This is a genomic window from Bradyrhizobium australiense (assembly GCF_013114825.1).
Taxonomy (GTDB): Bacteria; Pseudomonadota; Alphaproteobacteria; order Rhizobiales; family Xanthobacteraceae; genus Bradyrhizobium; species Bradyrhizobium australiense.
In genome coordinates this window covers 220,866-237,103 of record NZ_JAAVLX010000011.1, presented here as the reverse complement: position 1 = coordinate 237,103, position 16,238 = coordinate 220,866, and the positions used below count along the sequence as shown (strand labels likewise).

25 protein-coding genes and 1 pseudogene are annotated in these 16,238 nt (G+C 60.0%); 6 read left to right on the top strand and 20 right to left on the bottom strand.

Annotated features, from left to right (window positions below; all coding sequences use genetic code 11):
- Positions 1-5: 5 nt before the first annotated feature.
- The 8 genes from HCN58_RS30050 to HCN58_RS36850 form a co-directional block, all read right to left on the bottom strand.
- Positions 6-1,232, bottom strand: a complete 1,227-nt coding sequence (locus HCN58_RS30050; RefSeq protein WP_235984006.1) for an acyl-CoA dehydrogenase family protein — start codon at positions 1,230-1,232, stop codon at positions 6-8.
- A gap of 192 nt (positions 1,233-1,424) precedes the next feature.
- A complete protein-coding gene (locus tag HCN58_RS30045; protein WP_171582961.1) occupies positions 1,425-1,853 on the bottom strand; it encodes a GNAT family N-acetyltransferase in 429 nt (142 codons plus the stop codon).
- A 45-nt stretch (positions 1,854-1,898) separates the two neighbouring features.
- Positions 1,899-2,201 carry a hypothetical protein gene (locus HCN58_RS30040; protein WP_376701233.1) on the bottom strand — a complete coding sequence of 101 codons (303 nt, stop codon included), beginning with the start codon at positions 2,199-2,201 and terminating at the stop codon, positions 1,899-1,901.
- Complete coding sequence (locus tag HCN58_RS30035; protein ID WP_171582960.1) at positions 2,198-2,581, bottom strand: hypothetical protein; 384 nt, start codon at positions 2,579-2,581, stop codon at positions 2,198-2,200. The genes HCN58_RS30040 and HCN58_RS30035 overlap by 4 nt, the downstream gene beginning before the upstream one ends.
- A complete protein-coding gene (locus HCN58_RS30030; RefSeq protein ID WP_171582959.1) occupies positions 2,572-2,739 on the bottom strand; it encodes a hypothetical protein in 168 nt (55 codons plus the stop codon). Before HCN58_RS30030 ends, HCN58_RS30035 begins: the two co-directional genes overlap by 10 nt.
- Position 2,740: 1 nt before the next feature.
- A complete protein-coding gene (locus HCN58_RS30025; protein WP_171582958.1) occupies positions 2,741-2,971 on the bottom strand; it encodes a hypothetical protein in 231 nt (76 codons plus the stop codon).
- Entirely contained in the window at positions 2,968-3,672 is a 705-nt protein-coding gene (locus HCN58_RS30020; RefSeq protein WP_171582957.1) for a hypothetical protein, read from the bottom strand. Before HCN58_RS30020 ends, HCN58_RS30025 begins: the two co-directional genes overlap by 4 nt.
- On the bottom strand, positions 3,669-3,800 hold the full coding sequence (locus HCN58_RS36850) for a hypothetical protein (protein ID WP_283814645.1): 132 nt from the start codon (positions 3,798-3,800) through the stop codon (positions 3,669-3,671). Before HCN58_RS36850 ends, HCN58_RS30020 begins: the two co-directional genes overlap by 4 nt.
- A 104-nt stretch (positions 3,801-3,904) precedes the next feature.
- On the opposite strand from HCN58_RS36850, the gene HCN58_RS30015 reads away from it, so the two are divergent.
- A complete protein-coding gene (locus HCN58_RS30015) occupies positions 3,905-4,927 on the top strand; it encodes an acyltransferase family protein (protein WP_171582956.1) in 1,023 nt (340 codons plus the stop codon).
- On the opposite strand, the gene HCN58_RS30010 is transcribed toward HCN58_RS30015, so the two are convergent.
- From HCN58_RS30010 to HCN58_RS29995, 4 genes are read right to left on the bottom strand one after another with little or no spacing between them, the layout of a single operon-like run.
- Complete coding sequence (locus tag HCN58_RS30010; RefSeq protein WP_171582955.1) at positions 4,920-5,924, bottom strand: tail fiber protein; 1,005 nt, start codon at positions 5,922-5,924, stop codon at positions 4,920-4,922. The genes HCN58_RS30015 and HCN58_RS30010 overlap by 8 nt on opposite strands.
- A gap of 33 nt (positions 5,925-5,957) precedes the next feature.
- Positions 5,958-6,158, bottom strand: coding sequence for a hypothetical protein (locus tag HCN58_RS30005; protein WP_171582954.1), 201 nt, complete (start codon positions 6,156-6,158; stop codon positions 5,958-5,960).
- A complete protein-coding gene (locus HCN58_RS30000; protein ID WP_210266212.1) occupies positions 6,130-6,633 on the bottom strand; it encodes a hypothetical protein in 504 nt (167 codons plus the stop codon). The genes HCN58_RS30005 and HCN58_RS30000 overlap by 29 nt, the downstream gene beginning before the upstream one ends.
- 6 nt (positions 6,634-6,639) lie before the next feature.
- The gene (locus tag HCN58_RS29995) at positions 6,640-6,957 is read right to left on the bottom strand and encodes a hypothetical protein (protein ID WP_311966899.1); all 318 of its coding nucleotides are present in this window, start codon (positions 6,955-6,957) and stop codon (positions 6,640-6,642) included.
- A 410-nt stretch (positions 6,958-7,367) separates the two neighbouring features.
- On the opposite strand from HCN58_RS29995, the gene HCN58_RS29990 reads away from it, so the two are divergent.
- Positions 7,368-7,649 (top strand): hypothetical protein, encoded by a 282-nt coding sequence (locus HCN58_RS29990; protein ID WP_171582953.1) that lies wholly within the window; start codon positions 7,368-7,370, stop codon positions 7,647-7,649.
- Here the strand turns inward: HCN58_RS29990 and HCN58_RS29985 are convergent.
- Positions 7,622-7,837, bottom strand: a complete 216-nt coding sequence (locus HCN58_RS29985) for a hypothetical protein (protein WP_210266211.1) — start codon at positions 7,835-7,837, stop codon at positions 7,622-7,624. The genes HCN58_RS29990 and HCN58_RS29985 overlap by 28 nt on opposite strands.
- On the opposite strand from HCN58_RS29985, the gene HCN58_RS29980 reads away from it, so the two are divergent.
- Complete coding sequence (locus tag HCN58_RS29980) at positions 7,836-8,186, top strand: hypothetical protein (RefSeq protein WP_171582952.1); 351 nt, start codon at positions 7,836-7,838, stop codon at positions 8,184-8,186. The genes HCN58_RS29985 and HCN58_RS29980 overlap by 2 nt on opposite strands.
- Positions 8,187-8,552: 366 nt before the next feature.
- On the opposite strand, the gene HCN58_RS29975 is transcribed toward HCN58_RS29980, so the two are convergent.
- A complete protein-coding gene (locus tag HCN58_RS29975; protein ID WP_171582951.1) occupies positions 8,553-8,837 on the bottom strand; it encodes a hypothetical protein in 285 nt (94 codons plus the stop codon).
- Positions 8,838-9,038: 201 nt separating this feature from the next.
- Between HCN58_RS29975 and HCN58_RS29970 the strand changes: the two genes are divergently transcribed.
- Positions 9,039-9,260 carry a hypothetical protein gene (locus tag HCN58_RS29970; RefSeq protein ID WP_171583016.1) on the top strand — a complete coding sequence of 74 codons (222 nt, stop codon included), beginning with the start codon at positions 9,039-9,041 and terminating at the stop codon, positions 9,258-9,260.
- Positions 9,261-9,268: 8 nt separating this feature from the next.
- Here the strand turns inward: HCN58_RS29970 and HCN58_RS29965 are convergent, their stop codons facing one another.
- Positions 9,269-9,622, bottom strand: coding sequence for a phasin (locus HCN58_RS29965; protein WP_171582950.1), 354 nt, complete (start codon positions 9,620-9,622; stop codon positions 9,269-9,271).
- 286 nt (positions 9,623-9,908) lie between these two features.
- On the opposite strand from HCN58_RS29965, the gene HCN58_RS29960 reads away from it, so the two are divergent.
- A complete protein-coding gene (locus tag HCN58_RS29960) occupies positions 9,909-10,094 on the top strand; it encodes a hypothetical protein (RefSeq protein WP_171582949.1) in 186 nt (61 codons plus the stop codon).
- Here HCN58_RS29960 and HCN58_RS29955 read toward each other — a convergent pair whose 3' ends face one another.
- From HCN58_RS29955 to mddA, 5 genes are all read right to left on the bottom strand, one after another.
- Entirely contained in the window at positions 10,095-10,301 is a 207-nt protein-coding gene (locus HCN58_RS29955; RefSeq protein ID WP_171582948.1) for a hypothetical protein, read from the bottom strand.
- A 154-nt stretch (positions 10,302-10,455) separates the two neighbouring features.
- Entirely contained in the window at positions 10,456-11,589 is a 1,134-nt protein-coding gene (locus tag HCN58_RS29950) for an alpha-hydroxy acid oxidase (RefSeq protein ID WP_171582947.1), read from the bottom strand.
- Positions 11,590-11,731: 142 nt separating this feature from the next.
- The gene (locus HCN58_RS29945) at positions 11,732-12,994 is read right to left on the bottom strand and encodes a CaiB/BaiF CoA transferase family protein (protein WP_171582946.1); all 1,263 of its coding nucleotides are present in this window, start codon (positions 12,992-12,994) and stop codon (positions 11,732-11,734) included.
- A gap of 302 nt (positions 12,995-13,296) precedes the next feature.
- Positions 13,297-13,719 (bottom strand): GFA family protein, encoded by a 423-nt coding sequence (locus HCN58_RS29940; protein ID WP_171583015.1) that lies wholly within the window; start codon positions 13,717-13,719, stop codon positions 13,297-13,299.
- A 36-nt stretch (positions 13,720-13,755) separates the two neighbouring features.
- The gene (gene mddA, locus HCN58_RS29935) at positions 13,756-14,532 is read right to left on the bottom strand and encodes a methanethiol S-methyltransferase (RefSeq protein WP_171582945.1); all 777 of its coding nucleotides are present in this window, start codon (positions 14,530-14,532) and stop codon (positions 13,756-13,758) included.
- A gap of 134 nt (positions 14,533-14,666) precedes the next feature.
- On the opposite strand from mddA, the pseudogene HCN58_RS29930 reads away from it, so the two are divergent.
- Positions 14,667-16,222 (top strand): annotated as a pseudogene (locus tag HCN58_RS29930) (winged helix-turn-helix domain-containing protein).
- Positions 16,223-16,238 lie beyond the last annotated feature (16 nt).

The window sequence follows — 16,238 nt, the reverse complement described above, 5'->3', positions numbered from 1 at the left end:
GGGCCTCAGAGCGTCAAATTTTCGGACGGCAGACCAAGCGCCACGCGTCCATAGTTGGTTCCTGCCGCATCAAAATTGAATGCGAGGTGCGAATTCACGGCGTGAGCATCTCGGAATTGCCGCTGCAGCGCGCCTGACGTGAACAGGCTGCGTGCGCCACTTGCCGCGAACAACAGCGAAACCGCTTCGGTGCAGAGGTTCACCGCGAAGGCACCGTCCCGCCGCAACCTCGTCTTGTCCGCAAGGTCGGGAACATAGCCGCGCCTCGCGTCGTCCATCGCATCGATGCAGTTGGTACGCATCACGAGCCTGGCCGCGTCGATCTTGGCGGAGGCCTCCGCGATCTTGATTTGAGTCGTCTGCAGATCGCTGAGCTTGGCGCGATTGTAGGTCGAGGCCCGATGCCGCGCGAACTCAACGTAGTCATTGAGACAGGCTTGCGCATTGCCCAAACCGACGCCCGACAATACGTAAGGAAAAAGCGTGAATACCGGTAGTGCATAGAGTGCGTTTGGATTGATGGCACTTCCGGGCGTCGGTCCGCCGGTCAGATCGCTGACTGCTACGGTCATGTTCTCCGCAACGAAGCGATCCTCGACCCATACATCGTTCGACCCGGTACCGCACAGGCCCGTCGCATTCCAGGTGTCGTTGATCCTGTATTCGCTGCGGTTGAGCAGGAATATCCGATATTCGACACCCTCGGCCTCATCTTCCGAGGACACCACGCCTGCAAGCATGTTCCAGTCGCAGGACTCGACACCCGAGGAGAACGGCCAATGACCGCGCAGGACGTATCCCCCCTCAGCTCTTCGCGCCCGCCCTGCCGGAAAGATGAAGGACGAGGCGATCAACGCATCGGCATTCCTGCCCCAGACGGCATCCTGCGCGTACTTGTCAAACATGCCCAGCATCCAGTGGTGGCTGGCGAGATTGGCGAAGTTCCACGCGACGGAAGCATCCGCCTGCGCCAGCGCGTCGGCGCAATCGACCAGAGCGACGTAGTCAAGCTCGGCACCTCCGACGCGCTTGGGCTGCACGATCCGGAACAATCCGGCGTCATGCAAGTCGCGTTCGGTCTCTGGCGGTAGGCGGCGGAGCTCCTCCGTCTTTGAAGCGCGACCGCGCAAGTCCGGAATCAGGGCCTTGGCACGCGCAACCATGGCGGCATAGCTGTCCGTACCCGGTCCCGCGGGCGAACCTGCATCCGGCTTGCCGCCGCCTCCCGTCATATGTTTCCTCGCCTGCTCCGTCGTTTTGCACCGCTCAAGCTTTGCCAGTCTACCGGCTGACCGCCAATGATCAAGGCGCACGGAAGGCATGGCTACTCCGCCGCAAGAGGTTGTCCCAAAAACGCAAAAGAGCCCGGCGGCCGACAGGCCACCGGGCGAGTAGAGGCATTTGAGGCTGGAGATGCCGAGCCGCTATTTCATGTCCTTGCGCCAATAAAGCGTGTTCGGCCAGGCCCAGGGATGCGTTGGCATGAACAGGCAGTAGCCCGCGCGAATGAAGTTGTTGGCCGAGTGGACATTATCAGTGGTGTCAGACACGATCGAGCACCAGCCACTCAGACGTGCACGCGCCTCCATGGCTCGCATCAGGCGCAACTGAAGCCGACGTCCGCAATGCTTGCCCAGCACTCCAACGCGGCAGAAATAGCCCGCTTTGAATACGTGCGTCGACGGAATGAGCCCGGCGAAAGCAACCGGCTTGGTTCCGTAAAACGCAAGCCACCAGTGCCCCTGATCGAATTGCGGAACGGGTGCAGTGTCAAGGAACGTCAACTGATGAAGTTCTGCAAGCGTGTCCGCAATATCGTCCTCGGTCCCGTCAACCTCGCGAATCCGATACATGTCGCACCTGAATTCGAGTTCATCTGTGCGCGGCAGGTCAACAGATCATTTGCCGAGCGTCGCCTTGATGCCGAGCCACACGGCACCGACGAATCCCGTTACAATCATCGTGACAACGGCCTTGAAGGTATAGCTCTGTGCCTGTTCGACACTTCTGCGCCAGCGCCGCAGGTGCTGAAAATCAGCGCGAAGCTCTCTACGATCATCCTCGTCTATCCCAAACGAAGTCAGTGTCGTTGCGACGGTTTTGAGAACCACTGCGTCGATATCGTCGTGACGAATCCTCTGCTGTTCGGCCAGCGTCTCGATGACGATGGCCCTGACATCCGCAGCCTGCATCCCGGTCATCGCTTGATAATCCGCGCAACGTTCTCGAAACCTCGCTTGGCGAAATAGAACGAAACCACGAGATTCGAGGTGATCGCCGCGAAGCCCGCGAGCGGATCGGTTGCGCCAAGGCCAAGAACCTTGTCCCAGATCAACAGCTTTCCGAAATAGATCGCCACGAAATATCCCATCAGCTTGTCGGGCTCGTACCAGTGCCCGATTTCGGCCGCGCGATATTGCATGATCGCGTTGGTTTCGGAGACCTGCGCGGCAATCTCGGCAGATGCCGTCTCACTCGCGATTCTTTCAGAGGTGTTGCCGGCAGCAAGCTTCGCTTTGTAGCCTTCGATCAGACCCTTGATGACCGGGCCGCCGATGAAACTGATGATGGTCATCCACATTTGCGCGCCTCCAGCATCATCCATACCGCGAACACGACCGCCAATCCTTCAGCTCCGAACACGCCGGGGCGGACCTGATAGAGCTGGCTCGCCATCCAGATCACCCATCCGCCGGCCAGCACGGCCGTCCAAGCCAGCAGGGCGAGCACGATTTTCATGTCAGAGCGTCCGGCGGCGGCAGGCTTCAGTGATAACGCCGGCCAGCGCGGCAAAGGCCAGCATCTTGAACGCCGACTTCGCGTCCAGGCTCGATAGCTGCGTGAAGTCGTATCCCGAGAAGGCCGCGATGAGGCCTGCGCCGACGATGCCGGCGATGTACTGGATACGCGCCCAGAGGATCGTCACGGAATCCTTGAACCATGCCTTGACCTCGTTCCATGTGCTGATCATGCTTTCCTCCTGAAAATAACGTTGAAAATGTTGGCGATGAACGCCCCGATCGAGCCTTTCGACGGATTGATAATCGAGGGCGCGGCAGGCTTTTCAGCCGGGATCGGCTTGACGGAAATCACCGGCGTGATCGTCGCCCCCGTGAACGTGATAGTGGGATCAAGCGCCATCATCGTCTTCAGCAGGCCGGCGCAACCAGGCTGGCCATCCACGACGTTCGGATCGTAGACGCCGTCGCGGACATACTTGCCGGATCGATACTGGTCGGTGCCGGCCCAGATGTAGGGCGACGGCCTCCCTCGCGCGGCGTAACCAAGCCCGTTATACTGCTCGAGCTTGGCTAGCGTCCGGCCAATACTCCAGTCCTTGTTGCGCGCGGCATAAGGGGCGCAGTTGACGAGCGCGTCGATTGCTGCCTCTTCCCAGGACCTGAACGGTCCTCGGCCCGCAGGTACATGGACAGAAACCCTGTTCCAGGGGTCGCCTTGCGCTAACGACCCGGTCCAATCCTGCGAGCACTCGCGCTCGTGGATGACGGCAATTGCCGCCCAAGGCACGCCGGTCCTGGCAGAAACGGCCTGGTATCTGGCCTTGGCAGCGGGCGCGACCAGGTGACGGGCAGTGGGCGTGAAATTGCGGGTCAGCCTAGCGGCGGCCCAGCGCTTGGCGTTCGATTCGGTAAGAAGGATCAGATTTGTCATGTGCTCAGGTTGACCATGCGCCGGTTGTGAATTTGTTTGGCGGGCGGGGCTTGGGTTTGTTTCCCTTTGATCGTGGCTTCCCGGTGCAATTCCGTCCGCCAATCATTAGCCGCATAGATCGCGCCCATGAAAAAGCCGCCCGACAATGAGAGGCGGCGGTTAGTGATTTTCCCGCGTGCGGGGCTGTTCGATCATGGATTGCGATGGTAAATTTGCCCGGCTTGGGGGCGCAATGGAACAAGATAAACTGCCGGGGCTTCAAATCGCGCGCGCGGTCGCGGCGCTTTCTGTCGTATACTATCACTCATGGGTGGGCATCGTTCGGTTTCCGCCGAATACCGCGTACCCGATAAGCATTTTGCGCGATTATGGATTTCTGGGGGTTGACCTGTTTTTTGCCATCAGCGGCTTTGTCATATGCCTTGTGGTGACGCGCCCTGCGTTCAATGTGACTAGGTTTCTAACAAATCGGATTTTTCGCTTATATCCGCTCTGGCTGGCGACCCTGACAGCGTTTGCGCTTTCGGCGATGCTATGGCGCGGCTTGGTGCGAGAACACGAGACCCTAGGATATTTTCTTTGGTCCGCGGCGCTTCTGCCAACGAAAGAATTCCCGTTCTATGACGTAGGCTGGACGCTACAACATGAAATTGCGTTCTATGTCATCGCCGCGGTTATCGTTCCACGCCTCGGCGCGGCCGGGCTTGTCGCGTTTCTAGCCGCGTCGGCCTTAGCAGGCCATGCGTTCAATCTGCCTTGGTATCTCGGGAATTTCGCAAGGTATCACCCGGAATTTCTGGCTGGCGCGCTGGCGTTCCTCGCACGCCCATATCTTGCGCGGATCGGTGCCGCTGTCCCGCTCGCGATCGGCGCCGGCCTCGCGTGGTTTTTGATGGCCGATCCGGGCGAACGTCCCTTCGCGCCGATTGCGCTGTTCTTTCTGATTGTCGGGTTCGCGAACATCAGAGACACCAAATCCCGGCTGATGGCCGCTGGCTGCAGCGTCGGGGACGCCTCCTATTCGATCTACCTCATTCACCCGCTGGTTTTTTTGATCGCATCCGCGATCGTAAGCAAGTTGACGCTGCCGATATGGTCACAAGAGCCCGTCAGGTTAGCGTGCTTCGCGATCATTTGTGCCGTCTCGCTATTGAGCTGGAAGCTTTACGAAAAGCCAATGATCCGGCTTGGCAACCGGATTTGTCCCGGCCGCGGCCTCTCAATCGCGAGCCTAACCCCGCCCGCGGCTAGATGATCCGAATTATATAATTGCAGACGATCGTTGGCGGGCACGTTGCAAATGAATTTGGTGTCGCCGAACCAATAGCGTTAAGCGTGAGGCTAACACTGTTCGTGGTGAACGGCACGTTCAGGGTAAATTGACCGCCGTTATTTGCGCCCTGAGAAACTTTGTCGCTAACGACCGAACCGGCGCCATTCCAGGCGCCCTGCACCGGCAATACTGCATTGCCCGAAATGCTGCCAGATTGCAGCGATGGCGTGAACTGAGGCAGTTGGTTCAGGCTGGAAAGAGCGTTTTTTTCGTTTCCCCCGACCGCGCCCATATTCGCCGAATTGCCGCCGAAGTAGATTGACGTCAGCCGCGAAGCCGCCGCCTCTTTCATCGCCGAGAAGCGGCCGGTTTTGTCCGGAACATTGAACGTGGTCGAGCCGTCGCCGACGCCGTAAGTAGTCCCCCACCTCGCAAACGCACGAGCGTACACCGTTCGCGAAATCGCCTGCCCTGCCGGGAAAATGAACGCGCTGTTGGGCGCTATTGTGTCCCAATAATCCATTCCCCCCAAGAACGGGACGTTGAATGGGCTAGTAAAGTAACCCCGCAGATAGAACGCGCCATCCGCGTTGCTATAGAGCGCTGTGTAAGGCGTGCCCTGCACCAGCGTTCCGGCAACCAGCTCGACATTTGGTGCACTGCGCAGAGGCTTCGCTCCGAGCCCGTCAACGTTCAGCGTTACCGTGTCGCTGTTCGTAGTGTGCGGCGTGAACGCGATCATCTGGCCGTTGAGTCGCGCCAGCGTGTCGAAAACCTGATAGCTCGAAACCGTGTACGCCGTCGCTGCCCCGCCCGTGACAATCGCGCCTGCAATATCGTCGCGATGTTTGGCGACCGACGCCATCATCGCCCGCGCCGAGTCGTTCACGCTGGAGGGCGACTGCCCTTCCTGCCAGTTGATCGAAGTATCGGCAGTCGCGTTGCTGGCCGCCGTTTGCGACCACTTATAGAGAGTCATTTTCGAATTTCTCCGTTTCCAGCAAGTGGCCATCTAAGCCTTGTTGTTCAGCTCGAGAAACTGCGCACAGGGGCATGCCGGCGCGCGGGCCGTCAGAAGATTGCGGATCACGCCAGGCGGGACGCCAGGACTCTCCTTCGCTACGACATCTACTCGCGCATCAATGATGGCCTCGATGTCGGCCCTGACCTGTTTGATGCGCTCTTCAAGCGTTGGGGTGCGTGTCGTTTTCATCGGATTTGCTCTCCTCATTGGTGCGAGTCTCGCTCTTCTGGTATGCCGCCAGCTTGTGCCTGGCGCTGGCTGCCTCGTTCTGCGCCCGCCGCAGCGCCTTTTCGCGTTGCGCCTCGTGGGCTGCCACATAGACCTGCAAGTCATATGGCAGCGATTTGAAACGCGGCTTGCGGTCGTTCGGCCATGAGCGCGGCGGATCGTTTCCGGCGAGATCGCTGATAGCGGCCGCTGCCGCGCCCCCGAGGGTCGGGTCGGCTAAGCCGGCCGAGACATGCAGCCGAGATATGTCCTGGACCGCAGGCCAAAGCCGCTCGATGCCGAGCGGAGCACAATCCACCACGAACCGCGCAACCTGCGCCGGCGCTGCGGGACAAGGCGACAGGCCGTTCAGTTCGCACCATTTCGCGAACATCGGCGCGGCCTGCATCCGGGCTCGCACCAGCGCGGCGAGCACCGGGTTGATAGTGGGACGCATCGGACGTTAGCGCCTGGCCTTGCGCAGCGCCTCGTGAATGCCACCCATTTTCTTGCGCAGCGCCATCAACTGCACGCGACGGCGCAGGCTATGCTGGCTGGAGTCGATCTCGCCCTGCAATTCGATGTCAAATCTTTCGAGAGCGGCCGCGCGCTTCTGCACTCCGTAGAGCGCGAAGTTCTTCGCGATCTCTTCACTTGCCATCGGCTCACCATGGAGCTTTTCAGCCACAGAATTTGCCCGTTCGATGAAGTCGCGATCGTCATCTGCCATCTGCATTCTTCCTTTGAAGCAAAACGCCGTCTTCGTTAGAAACGACGGCACAAGTTTACAGAACCCGAGTTATCGTCCCGGACTCCCCTCTCGCCCCAACCGCGGTCACACTCCGTAGTGAGAATGTCGCACAGGAGCTACGAGAACGATCACGTCTAGGGCGACCCGAAGAAGACCCAAGGCGGCAGCAGCCTTTGCGGCGAGGGATTGACGCCCGACGTCCCAGTGCGCTTCATTGCGGTTGCGTCGGGTTCGCGGGATCGACCCCGCGATCAAGGCTATCCAGGCGGCGATCCCGCTAGGCGGCGCGTGGTTGGATGCCGAAAGGCGGTACCACCGCGCCCGATCCGGCGCCCGCGCCTAGCTGGTGTTCGCTCGATCCAGATATCGAAGATCCTCTTTAATCGCAGGAGTGGAGCGGCGGTAAAGCTCCGCGGCAATCCGGGCGGTATGCTCCCGGGATGAACAAGTTCTTTCTGGCAAGCAGCTTTCAGCTGCGCGTACGTGAAGGGGTGGTAGACTCGCCCGCGATCTGGGCCAGGTTCATCGAGCCGGCCTTGTCCGCGATAGGCACGAAAGATTTTCTTTATGTTGGCCCTCTGTCTTATGAAGCTGCGGCTGTCGCGGGGATTATTCGTGAACAGAGCCTGGAATTTGCGCGCATAATTTCAGGATTTTTGTGCAGATCCCTCGCCGTTCCTGTCTGCGTGACTTCTCAGCGGCTGCCGGACTTCCGCGCGTGATAGAGCGCCACCGCATCCTTGATGTCGCCGGAGCTTGAGAGTTTAGCGCTAAGCGTCCGCAGATCCGCCTGCTGCCGTTCCGAAGGTGTACGCGACGTGCCAGGCCGCACGACGGGCGGCAGTGGTCTTGCGGCGGCGGCATCCCTCGCTTTCATCATCAGGCGGTATTTTCCGGCGTCATCGCGCATGCCGGCCAATTCTGTGGTGATGGAAGGTTCGGACGGCGGCGCGCTTACGACGCCCGGGCGGGGGCGTTGGGAGTTGTGGCGTCGATGTGCGGCCACCGTCCGATTCGAGAATTTCAAACAAAAAGCCCGCGACGGATTTCTCCGTGCGGGCTTTGCAATTTGCGATGATGACGTTATGCCGGTGATTTGCCCGACATGTCAAACCATTTTCGAGCGGTCAAAAATACCGGAAGATTCGACGAAGCGGCGTCGACAATTTGAAACCGCCCTGGCTGAATCTCTCTTGAATGACCATGAAGTGAAAAGCCCGCGACCGTTTCCGGCGCGGGCTTTACGATATCGGCGATGATGCTATCGTGCACCTGATTTGCCCGACACGTCAAGTGCCGAAGCAACCCAGATTCAAATCGAGCGCAGCGATATCGAAACGAAACCGCCGGCCTTGGATGGCGCAACCCGCGGCTCAACGGAGCGCAAGGAGCCGTTTTCCGCTGCTGTTACGCTCACGATTCTTTTGGTCTTGTTCTATGTGGCGAGCCATCATAGATCGGCTCACTGGGTAGCGATGCGCCAACATGGCAGCCGGTTCTGCGACAATCCACCGATCTTGCTGGTGTCTGCAGTGTTAGCTGCGGGTGGGGCGCGTTCGTAAGCGTGCACTGGCGTTCGGAAGCGCCTGATGCCGGTAAGCCGGTGGCATGTCAAATGGGATGCTTCACGGCGGCGTCCGATTGGCCGGGTGAACCGGCTTTGGCATGGGCGGCTCAGGCTCCACCTCAAGCTTCGGTTCGGTCGGCAGGACCTGCGCGCCGGCTGCACGTGCGGCTTCGCCGGTGGTACTGTAGTTGGCGATCAGCGCGTGCTGTAGTTTCGGCTTGTTCCATGGCCCATGGTCAACGATCAGCATGCCGAGCACGCCGAAAATGGCGACCCCAATCGCAACCTTCAACGGCGCGCCGCCGCTTCTGGTCAATTGATCTTCAGTCAGTTCCTTCGCCATCCCGAAATCCACTTTTGATTTCCTCCGACCAAATCAAATCCCGGCGACGACAGAGGTTCCACGCGGCCGCCAGAGGACGTACCTTCTGGAACAACTGGCCTGGCCACGCATTGTCGCAACGTCAGCCGCCGCTCGGCGGACGCCAAGCGATCGAGTGAGTTGCAAATTGTGAATGAAACCTCAGGACCATCGCAGCCCGGCATGGCGGAACGCGCCATTGATACCGCGACCGATGTGTCACGCACGCTGACGGAAGTGTCCGACGCGCTGCAGGCCGCGGTCGGCCGTCTCAGCGACGCAATCACGGCGGCACGGCAACCGGGAATGCCGCTCTCGACCATCAGCGCGATCACGCGCGAAGCACCGCTGGCCAGCCTGTTCGTCGCCTTTCTGTTCGGTGTCGCGATCGGACGTCGCCGCTAGCGCGGCTCTTAGAGCTTGCCCTTCGTCGAATCTTTTGCGGCCGATATGACGCCGCCGGTGATTTGTCGCATATGTTCGCCGGCGTTGGTGAACTGGCTGCGCAGGAATTCAGACTGGATCCGCATCGCTTCCTGAAGATCGGTCGCATGGACCAGCTTGCGGGCATGCTCGAACGCAGCCTTCATATTCTGTTCGGTGAACGACAGCGCCTGTCTGGAAATTTCCGTACCCGCACCCGGCATCGACGTCATGGACTTTCCGGCGGCATCGAAGAACATGCCGAACGCCTTTTCTGCCTGATCGATGGTTCTCTCGGCCAACTCGCGCAGCTCGGCCGGGACTTCGAGTTTCGGTTCAGTCATGGTCGCTTCTCCAATGTCGACATCGGCACGTTAGCATAATTCCCGGCTGCGTCTGCGCCATATTGGGCCGGGCACCGACATAGACTTCGGCGGCCTGGCATCCGGGCGGCCCATTTCGGCGAATGAACCAAGAAAAACTTCCTTCCTTCGCGACCCGTAGCCGTACAGATGCGGCGTCCGATTCCAATGGTGGCAACAGTGTGGCATAGTGATTCGGAGTTAGGGATTTGGCTGTGGGTGGCGTTGCGTCTCTGATTTTAAGTCTCTCTTGGGACATGGAGATAAGATGCTGCAAGCATTTCGACCGACGCCGACCTGCACCCGCTTTCAAACCAGCATGGAAATGCCTTGCATGAAATGCGGCGCACAAATGCGGCTGGCCACGATCGAGCCACGCGACCAGAATTACGACGTGCTGACCTACCGCTGCAGGCCCTGCGACTCCGGCGAGAGTTTTCTGAAGGCGCGCTGATTACGACCGGTTCAGCACGGCGATTCCCGCCTGCGTCAGCACGATCCCTATGTCGCACACTTCGACCAGGCCGAGACCTATCAATGCTCTCAAGTCTTCGTCGCTGACCGGCGACATTTTCAGTCGGTGAGCCTGAATGTCCCGCAACGTCCAGCGGAAATCGATAGCCTTCTCGAGGCTGAATTCAGCGAAAGGATTCTCTGCCATTCGCTTCCATTATTGGCCATTTGAATCAGGTCTGTCGTGGCTGCGGGGCCCTGCGCGCCTGATAATGCGGTAATCGACGTCAGGTTCCGGACGATGCGAAGGCAACGCCGACCAGAGGTATCCGCGCTCCGGACCGGCCGTAGCCCTCGGATACTCAGTAACGATAGGGCTCGATATCCAGCAACGGAAAGGCGCTGAACACACTGGGTGGGTTGGTCGCCATTGCTGCGTGCAGATAGGACTTGTTAAGTTCGGCAAGGCTGGTGACGCCGAGCAGCCCGAGACAGCGGATCAGTTCGTCCTCCAGCAATTCAAGCATCCGCACGATGCCGGCCTCGCCTGCGGCCGCGAGTGCCCAGCATTGCAGACGGCCAATGCCGACCAGATCGGCGCCGGAGGCAATCGCCTTTACGATGTCGGTGCCGCGGCAGAACGAACCGTCGACCATGATCTTGGCGCGACCGGCAACCGCGTCGACGATTTCCGGCAAGACGTGCATCGCGCCGCGTCCGTGGTCGAGCTGGCGCCCGCCATGGTTCGACACATAGACCCAGTCCACACCGTGATCGAGCGCGATGGCAGCGTCTTCCGCGGTGGCAATACCCTTGATCACCAGCGGAATTTTGTACTTGTCCTTGATCAGCTTCACCGTGCGCCATTCCAGCCCTTTCTGGAAGTCGCCGCCGGTAGCCCGGATACGGCTTTCGCGGACATACCGCTTGGCGATATCGCGCTCGCGCCGGCTGTAATGTGCGGTGTCGACGGTCAGGCAGAACGCGGCATAACCATTCTCGATCGTGCGGCTGACAACGTCTTCGACAAAGGCGTCGTCGCCGCGGACATAGAGCTGATAGATACGCAATGCGCCGGGTGCGGCTTTGGCGGTCGCCTCCAGCCCCGGTTCGGACACCGAACTCAACATGTGAGCGGCGCCGAACTGCCCTGCTCCGCGCGCGACGGCGGCGCCTGAATTGGGATCGAAAATCTCGAGCGCGCCGACCGGCGCAATCATGACAGGCAAACGCAGGCGGCGGCCGAACACCTCAGTCGATGGATCGACTTCCGCGACATTGCGCAGTACGCGAGGCCGGAATGCAATCTCGTCGAGCGCCATGCGATTGCGACGCATGGTGGTCTCCGTCTCGGAGGCGCCAACAATATAATCCCAAGCGTTCTGATTGAGGCGGGCGCGCGCTTTTCGGATGAATTCGTGGAGGTTCTGGAATTCTTCGCCGCTGGCGCCGAGCTCGACATTTCTCGCCGGCCGGATGGGGGTCCCGTCGTTCATGATGTTTCTCTCCCGCTTTGGCGGCACATTAGCCGCAGAAGAACGGAAAAAGCTACCGCTTTGAATGGGTTAGGTGTGGTGCAAACGCAGGGATGTCATTCGTTCGCGAGATACATCGGCGTAGAAAGAAGATCAGCACCGCTCAGGCCGTAGTACCCGTTTTCCCGAAAGCGCCCGCCTCGGCCAGAGCCGCAATACGCTGCTCATCGTATCCGAGCGTCTTTCGGAGCACCTCCCTGGTATGCTCACCCAGCAGCGGCGCCGCCACTGGATCGACGGTTGGCGTCAAGCTCATCTGCAACGGCGTCTCAATATTGGGAACGGCGCCGGCCGTTGGATGCGGAATCCGGCTGAGGCGATGACGGTTGCGCACTTCCGGTGCGTTGAACCCTTCCTCTACGGTGCGCAAATAGCCAACCGGTATGTTGGCCTTCTTCATCTTCGCCATCCAGTTCTCAAGACTGTCGGTCGCAAAGACGCCGGCGATGATGGCGCGCAACTTTTCTCTGTTGGCAGTTCGGTTTTTCCTATGGGCGAACTCGGGATCCGTGACGAGATCCGGCCGATCGAGCACGTCGACCACGAGCCGGCGGTACAGGCGGTCGTTGGCGCAGGCCATGTAAAGCGGTCCATCGGATGCCTGGTAGACGCCGACGGTGGGCGAGCCGTTCGGCGAATTTCCGAAGCGGCCCGGGTTCGCGCCGCTGATCAGATAGGCCATTCCATAGAAACCGGTCATCGACACGGCGGTGTCGATCAACGCGACCTCAACCTGCTGGCCGCGGCCGAGTCGGTCGCGGGCGATCAGCGCCAGCAGGATTGCGTTGCATGCCGACATGCCCGTCGCCATATCGACGATCGGCGGACCGGTCCGCACCGGCTCGCCATCCGGAAAGCCGTTCAGCGACATGAAGCCGCTTTCGGCCTGGGTGATCGGATCGAAGCCTGGACGCAACGCGAACTCACCCTTGCGGCCATAGGCCGAGATCGAGCAATAGATCAGCCGCGGATTGGTCGGCGCGACGGACGCATAATCGAGACCGAACTTCTTCATCACGCCGCCGGAGAAATTCTCCACCACGACATCCGCTTTCGCGATCAGTTCGCGGGCGACTTCGAGCGCCGCCGAATTGTTGAAATCGAGCGTGATGCCGCGCTTGTTGCGATTGAGGCTGAGGAAGGCCGCGCTCTCGCCGCCGATTTCCGCGTGTTCGTAGTGGCGGGTATCGTCGCCCCCATCGGGGTTTTCGATCTTGATCACGTCGGCGCCGAAATCGGCCAGCGTTTGGGTGCAGGCCGGACCGGCAACGACTCTGGTGAAGTCAATGACCAGCAGACCATCCAGCGCGGTCGGTTCGCCCTTGGCGCGCGGCGTTCGCTCCGGCAATTGCGGTCTGGCGGTCATTTCCGGCATTTCCTCTTGTTATTCTGCCTGGCGAAACGAAGCTTTCGCCGCGACAGTCAATTTCAAGACTTTCTTACCGGAACCAGACGGACAACGCCAAACCCCGATTTTGCAGGGCGGGACCTGCCGCTGACATAGCTCTCAAGATGACAGGCAGGCGTGCAGCGTTACCCGACCGTGACGGGTACGCCAAAAAGACCCGGCCGCTCCTGGTTGGGTCCGGGGACGGGCAGCGTCTTATCGATGCGAAGCGCAGCGAATAGCGTTTGCGGCATCGTTATTTCTGCGGAAGCTCTTTTTTCCTACTCGGCGATCACTTCACCGGAGCCGCCAAGTTCGGCGGGAAAATCCTTCAGTTTGGGTAGCCCATCCCGCATCGGCAGCACCGTCTCGGCGTAATTGACGTGCACGCCGGGCGTGAACGGGAGCGTCGGAAGGGTTGCGGCGAAGACGTCGACCAGCCCGAGCGTCGGATGATTGGTCATCAGATGACCACCGCATTCAGCGCAGTACTTGCGCTGGCTCATCGGGGTCTTCTCGAACGTCGCAACGTGTTGCGCCCCCGCCGTGATCCGCACCGCTTCGGGTTTCCACAGCGTGAACGCGTTCACCGGTCCGCCGGACCATGAGCGGCAGGAACGGCAGTGGCAATAACCCATTCCTTCCGGCGCGCCCGTGACCTGCACCTCGACTGCACCGCAAAAACAGCTTCCAGTATGCTTCATCATTCTTCCGCCTTCTTACAGACAATGGAGAAGTGGTCAGCTAGATCTGCGCCAGGGGAACAGCATCGAAACCCGCTCCCGGTACCGGAGATACTCCTCGCCGAACATGCCGACAAGATCGCGCTCCTCCAACATGATGCCGACGAAGATGTAAGCCGTTGTCACCGCTGCGAACAGCAGATGCCCGGCGCTCATCGTCGGGGCCGCCCAGAAGGCGATGATAAAGCCGAGATAGATCGGGTGCCTGACAAAACGATAGAAGAACGGTGTCCGGAAGACTGGCGCCGGCATCTCGCGGCCCACGAGATTGTTGGTGACCTGGTGCAATCCGAACAGTTCGAAATGATTGATCAGGAAGGTGCTCGTGAACACGATCACCCAACCGAAGAACGACAATGTTACGATCACCATGGCCAAGTCGGGATCCTGAATGCTCCAGACGACGGCCGGCATTGGACGCCATTGCCAGAACAGCAGCAGAAGCGTCAGGCTTGCGCACAGCACATAGGTGCTGCGCTCGACAGACTTCGGAATAAACTGCATCCACCAATATTTAAATGATTTGCGCGCCATGACGCTATGTTGGACCGCAAATAACGACATCAATGCGAGATTGACCATAATTGCCTCGAATGCCCCCGATTTCGCGCCGATATCGATCGCCTTCGGCACCGCAAGGCCCGAGACGAACCCGATGGCGTACAGAATCGTGAACAGAAATGTGAGATAGGCCACACCTCCAAACACAAATGCAGTGAATCTTAGCACGCGACTGCCCGGCATCGCCCGGCTGAGGGTCTGAGTTTCCGTCATGAAATTGTCTCCACTACGGGAAATGGCGCTGCAAATTCCGATTTAGACAGGATGCACGAAGAACGGCGACAGGACTTTGCCTGCCGCTTGATCTCTCCATGAGACGGACTTGATTGTTTCTTGAGAAAGCACACGTGAAATTCAGCTTCGATAATCACATCTTGGATACTGATCGGCGCGAGCTGCGCCGTGGCGGCGATCTGGTTGCGATGCAGCCGCAAGTATTCGACTTGCTGGTTCACCTGCTGAAGCATCGCGATCGCGTGGTCAGCCGGGATGATCTCATTTCGCTGGTATGGGGAGGGCGGATCGTCTCGGACTCGACGCTGGACAGCCGGATTAACGCCGCCCGAAACGCGATAGGCGACAACGGCAAGGAACAGAGACTTATCCGCACCATTCCGCGCAAAGGGCTTCGCTTCGTCGGCGACGTGAATGGGCCGTGCGATGCACAGGCCCCATGGCCGATAGAAGCAGAGCAACCACGTGCGGGGCTCGCGCTGCCCGACCGACCGGCGATCGCCGTGTTGCCGTTCGACAATATGAGCGGCGATCGGGAACAGGAATATTTCTCCGATGGAATCAGCGAGGACTCATCACCGCGCTGTCGAAATTGCGCTGGTTCTTCGTGATCGCACGCAATTCGTCATTCACCTACAAGGGCAAGCCGGTGCATATGAGGCAGGTCGCTGCCGAGCTTGGCGTACGCTACGTGGTCGAAGGCAGCGTGCGAAGGAGCGGCGATCGCGTACGCATCACCGCTCAACTCAACGACACGGCAACCGGCAGTCACATCTGGGCGGAGCATTACGATCGCGACCTGAGCGACGTATTCGCGGTACAGGATGAGATCACGGATGCCATCGTCACCGCGATTGAGCCACAGATTTACGCCGCGGAGAATTTTCGCAGCCGGCGCAAGCCGCCCAACAGCATCGATGCATGGGACCTGGTGATGCGGGCGCTGTCGCATCACTGGCGTGTAACGCGACCCGACAGCCTCGCCGCGCAAGCACTGCTGGAACGCGCGATTGCGCTCGATCCGGACTACGGCCAGGCATTGGCTCTGTTCGCGACCAACCATATGTTCGGCGTGCATCTAGGCTGGACCGACCTTGCAACCGCAGCTCCCGCCGCCGAGCAGGCGGCATTGGCGGCGATTGCCGCCGACAGCGAAGATGCGTGGGCGCATACGGCCCTCGGCAGCGTGTATTTCTCCACGCGCCGGCTCGACCATTCGCTGGCCGAGTTCGAACTGGCGCTCCAGCTCAATCCAAATTTTTCCCTGGCGCAGGGGTACTATGCCCTGGCGCTGTCCTATACCGGGCGATGGACGGATGCCTATGCGGCGACGCAACGCGCGATCCGCCAGAGCCCCCGCGACCCCTCTTCCGCGATCTATTACGGCGTTGCCGCCTACGCCCAGTTCGTCGGACGGAACTATCAGGAAGCCATCGCACTGGCGCGCGAGGCGACCCGTCAGCGCGGCGACCTCACTGGCGCCTATCGGGTGCTGACGGTCGCTGCCGGCATGACCGGCCAGATAGAACTCGCGCGGACTGCGCTTCAGGAGTTGCGCCGCACCCAGCCGAATATCTCGCTCGCCTGGATCGCGACGCAGTTACCCTGGAAGCTCGACGACGATCGCGAGCACTATCTCGAAGGCTTTCGCCGGGCCGGATTGGAATGAACTGCGGCAGAAGCCC

Excerpts from the sequence above, each read along its gene's own strand:
- HCN58_RS30050 (WP_235984006.1), bottom strand. The coding sequence starts at position 1,232 with ATGACGGGAGGCGGCGGCAAGCCGGATGCAGGTTCGCCCGCGGGACCG.
- HCN58_RS30045 (WP_171582961.1), bottom strand. The coding sequence starts at position 1,853 with ATGTATCGGATTCGCGAGGTTGACGGGACCGAGGACGATATTGCGGAC.
- HCN58_RS30040 (WP_376701233.1), bottom strand. The coding sequence starts at position 2,201 with ATGACCGGGATGCAGGCTGCGGATGTCAGGGCCATCGTCATCGAGACG.
- HCN58_RS30035 (WP_171582960.1), bottom strand. The coding sequence starts at position 2,581 with ATGTGGATGACCATCATCAGTTTCATCGGCGGCCCGGTCATCAAGGGT.
- HCN58_RS30030 (WP_171582959.1), bottom strand. The coding sequence starts at position 2,739 with ATGAAAATCGTGCTCGCCCTGCTGGCTTGGACGGCCGTGCTGGCCGGC.
- HCN58_RS30025 (WP_171582958.1), bottom strand. The coding sequence starts at position 2,971 with ATGATCAGCACATGGAACGAGGTCAAGGCATGGTTCAAGGATTCCGTG.
- HCN58_RS30020 (WP_171582957.1), bottom strand. The coding sequence starts at position 3,672 with ATGACAAATCTGATCCTTCTTACCGAATCGAACGCCAAGCGCTGGGCC.
- HCN58_RS36850 (WP_283814645.1), bottom strand. The coding sequence starts at position 3,800 with ATGGGCGCGATCTATGCGGCTAATGATTGGCGGACGGAATTGCACCGG.
- HCN58_RS30015 (WP_171582956.1), top strand. The coding sequence starts at position 3,905 with ATGGAACAAGATAAACTGCCGGGGCTTCAAATCGCGCGCGCGGTCGCG.
- HCN58_RS30010 (WP_171582955.1), bottom strand. The coding sequence starts at position 5,924 with ATGACTCTCTATAAGTGGTCGCAAACGGCGGCCAGCAACGCGACTGCC.
- HCN58_RS30005 (WP_171582954.1), bottom strand. The coding sequence starts at position 6,158 with ATGAAAACGACACGCACCCCAACGCTTGAAGAGCGCATCAAACAGGTC.
- HCN58_RS30000 (WP_210266212.1), bottom strand. The coding sequence starts at position 6,633 with ATGCGTCCCACTATCAACCCGGTGCTCGCCGCGCTGGTGCGAGCCCGG.
- HCN58_RS29990 (WP_171582953.1), top strand. The coding sequence starts at position 7,368 with ATGAACAAGTTCTTTCTGGCAAGCAGCTTTCAGCTGCGCGTACGTGAA.
- HCN58_RS29980 (WP_171582952.1), top strand. The coding sequence starts at position 7,836 with ATGCCGGCCAATTCTGTGGTGATGGAAGGTTCGGACGGCGGCGCGCTT.
- HCN58_RS29985 (WP_210266211.1), bottom strand. The coding sequence starts at position 7,837 with ATGCGCGATGACGCCGGAAAATACCGCCTGATGATGAAAGCGAGGGAT.
- HCN58_RS29975 (WP_171582951.1), bottom strand. The coding sequence starts at position 8,837 with ATGGCGAAGGAACTGACTGAAGATCAATTGACCAGAAGCGGCGGCGCG.
- HCN58_RS29970 (WP_171583016.1), top strand. The coding sequence starts at position 9,039 with ATGGCGGAACGCGCCATTGATACCGCGACCGATGTGTCACGCACGCTG.
- HCN58_RS29965 (WP_171582950.1), bottom strand. The coding sequence starts at position 9,622 with ATGACTGAACCGAAACTCGAAGTCCCGGCCGAGCTGCGCGAGTTGGCC.
- HCN58_RS29960 (WP_171582949.1), top strand. The coding sequence starts at position 9,909 with ATGCTGCAAGCATTTCGACCGACGCCGACCTGCACCCGCTTTCAAACC.
- HCN58_RS29955 (WP_171582948.1), bottom strand. The coding sequence starts at position 10,301 with ATGGCAGAGAATCCTTTCGCTGAATTCAGCCTCGAGAAGGCTATCGAT.
- HCN58_RS29950 (WP_171582947.1), bottom strand. The coding sequence starts at position 11,589 with ATGAACGACGGGACCCCCATCCGGCCGGCGAGAAATGTCGAGCTCGGC.
- HCN58_RS29945 (WP_171582946.1), bottom strand. The coding sequence starts at position 12,994 with ATGACCGCCAGACCGCAATTGCCGGAGCGAACGCCGCGCGCCAAGGGC.
- HCN58_RS29940 (WP_171583015.1), bottom strand. The coding sequence starts at position 13,719 with ATGAAGCATACTGGAAGCTGTTTTTGCGGTGCAGTCGAGGTGCAGGTC.
- mddA (WP_171582945.1), bottom strand. The coding sequence starts at position 14,532 with ATGACGGAAACTCAGACCCTCAGCCGGGCGATGCCGGGCAGTCGCGTG.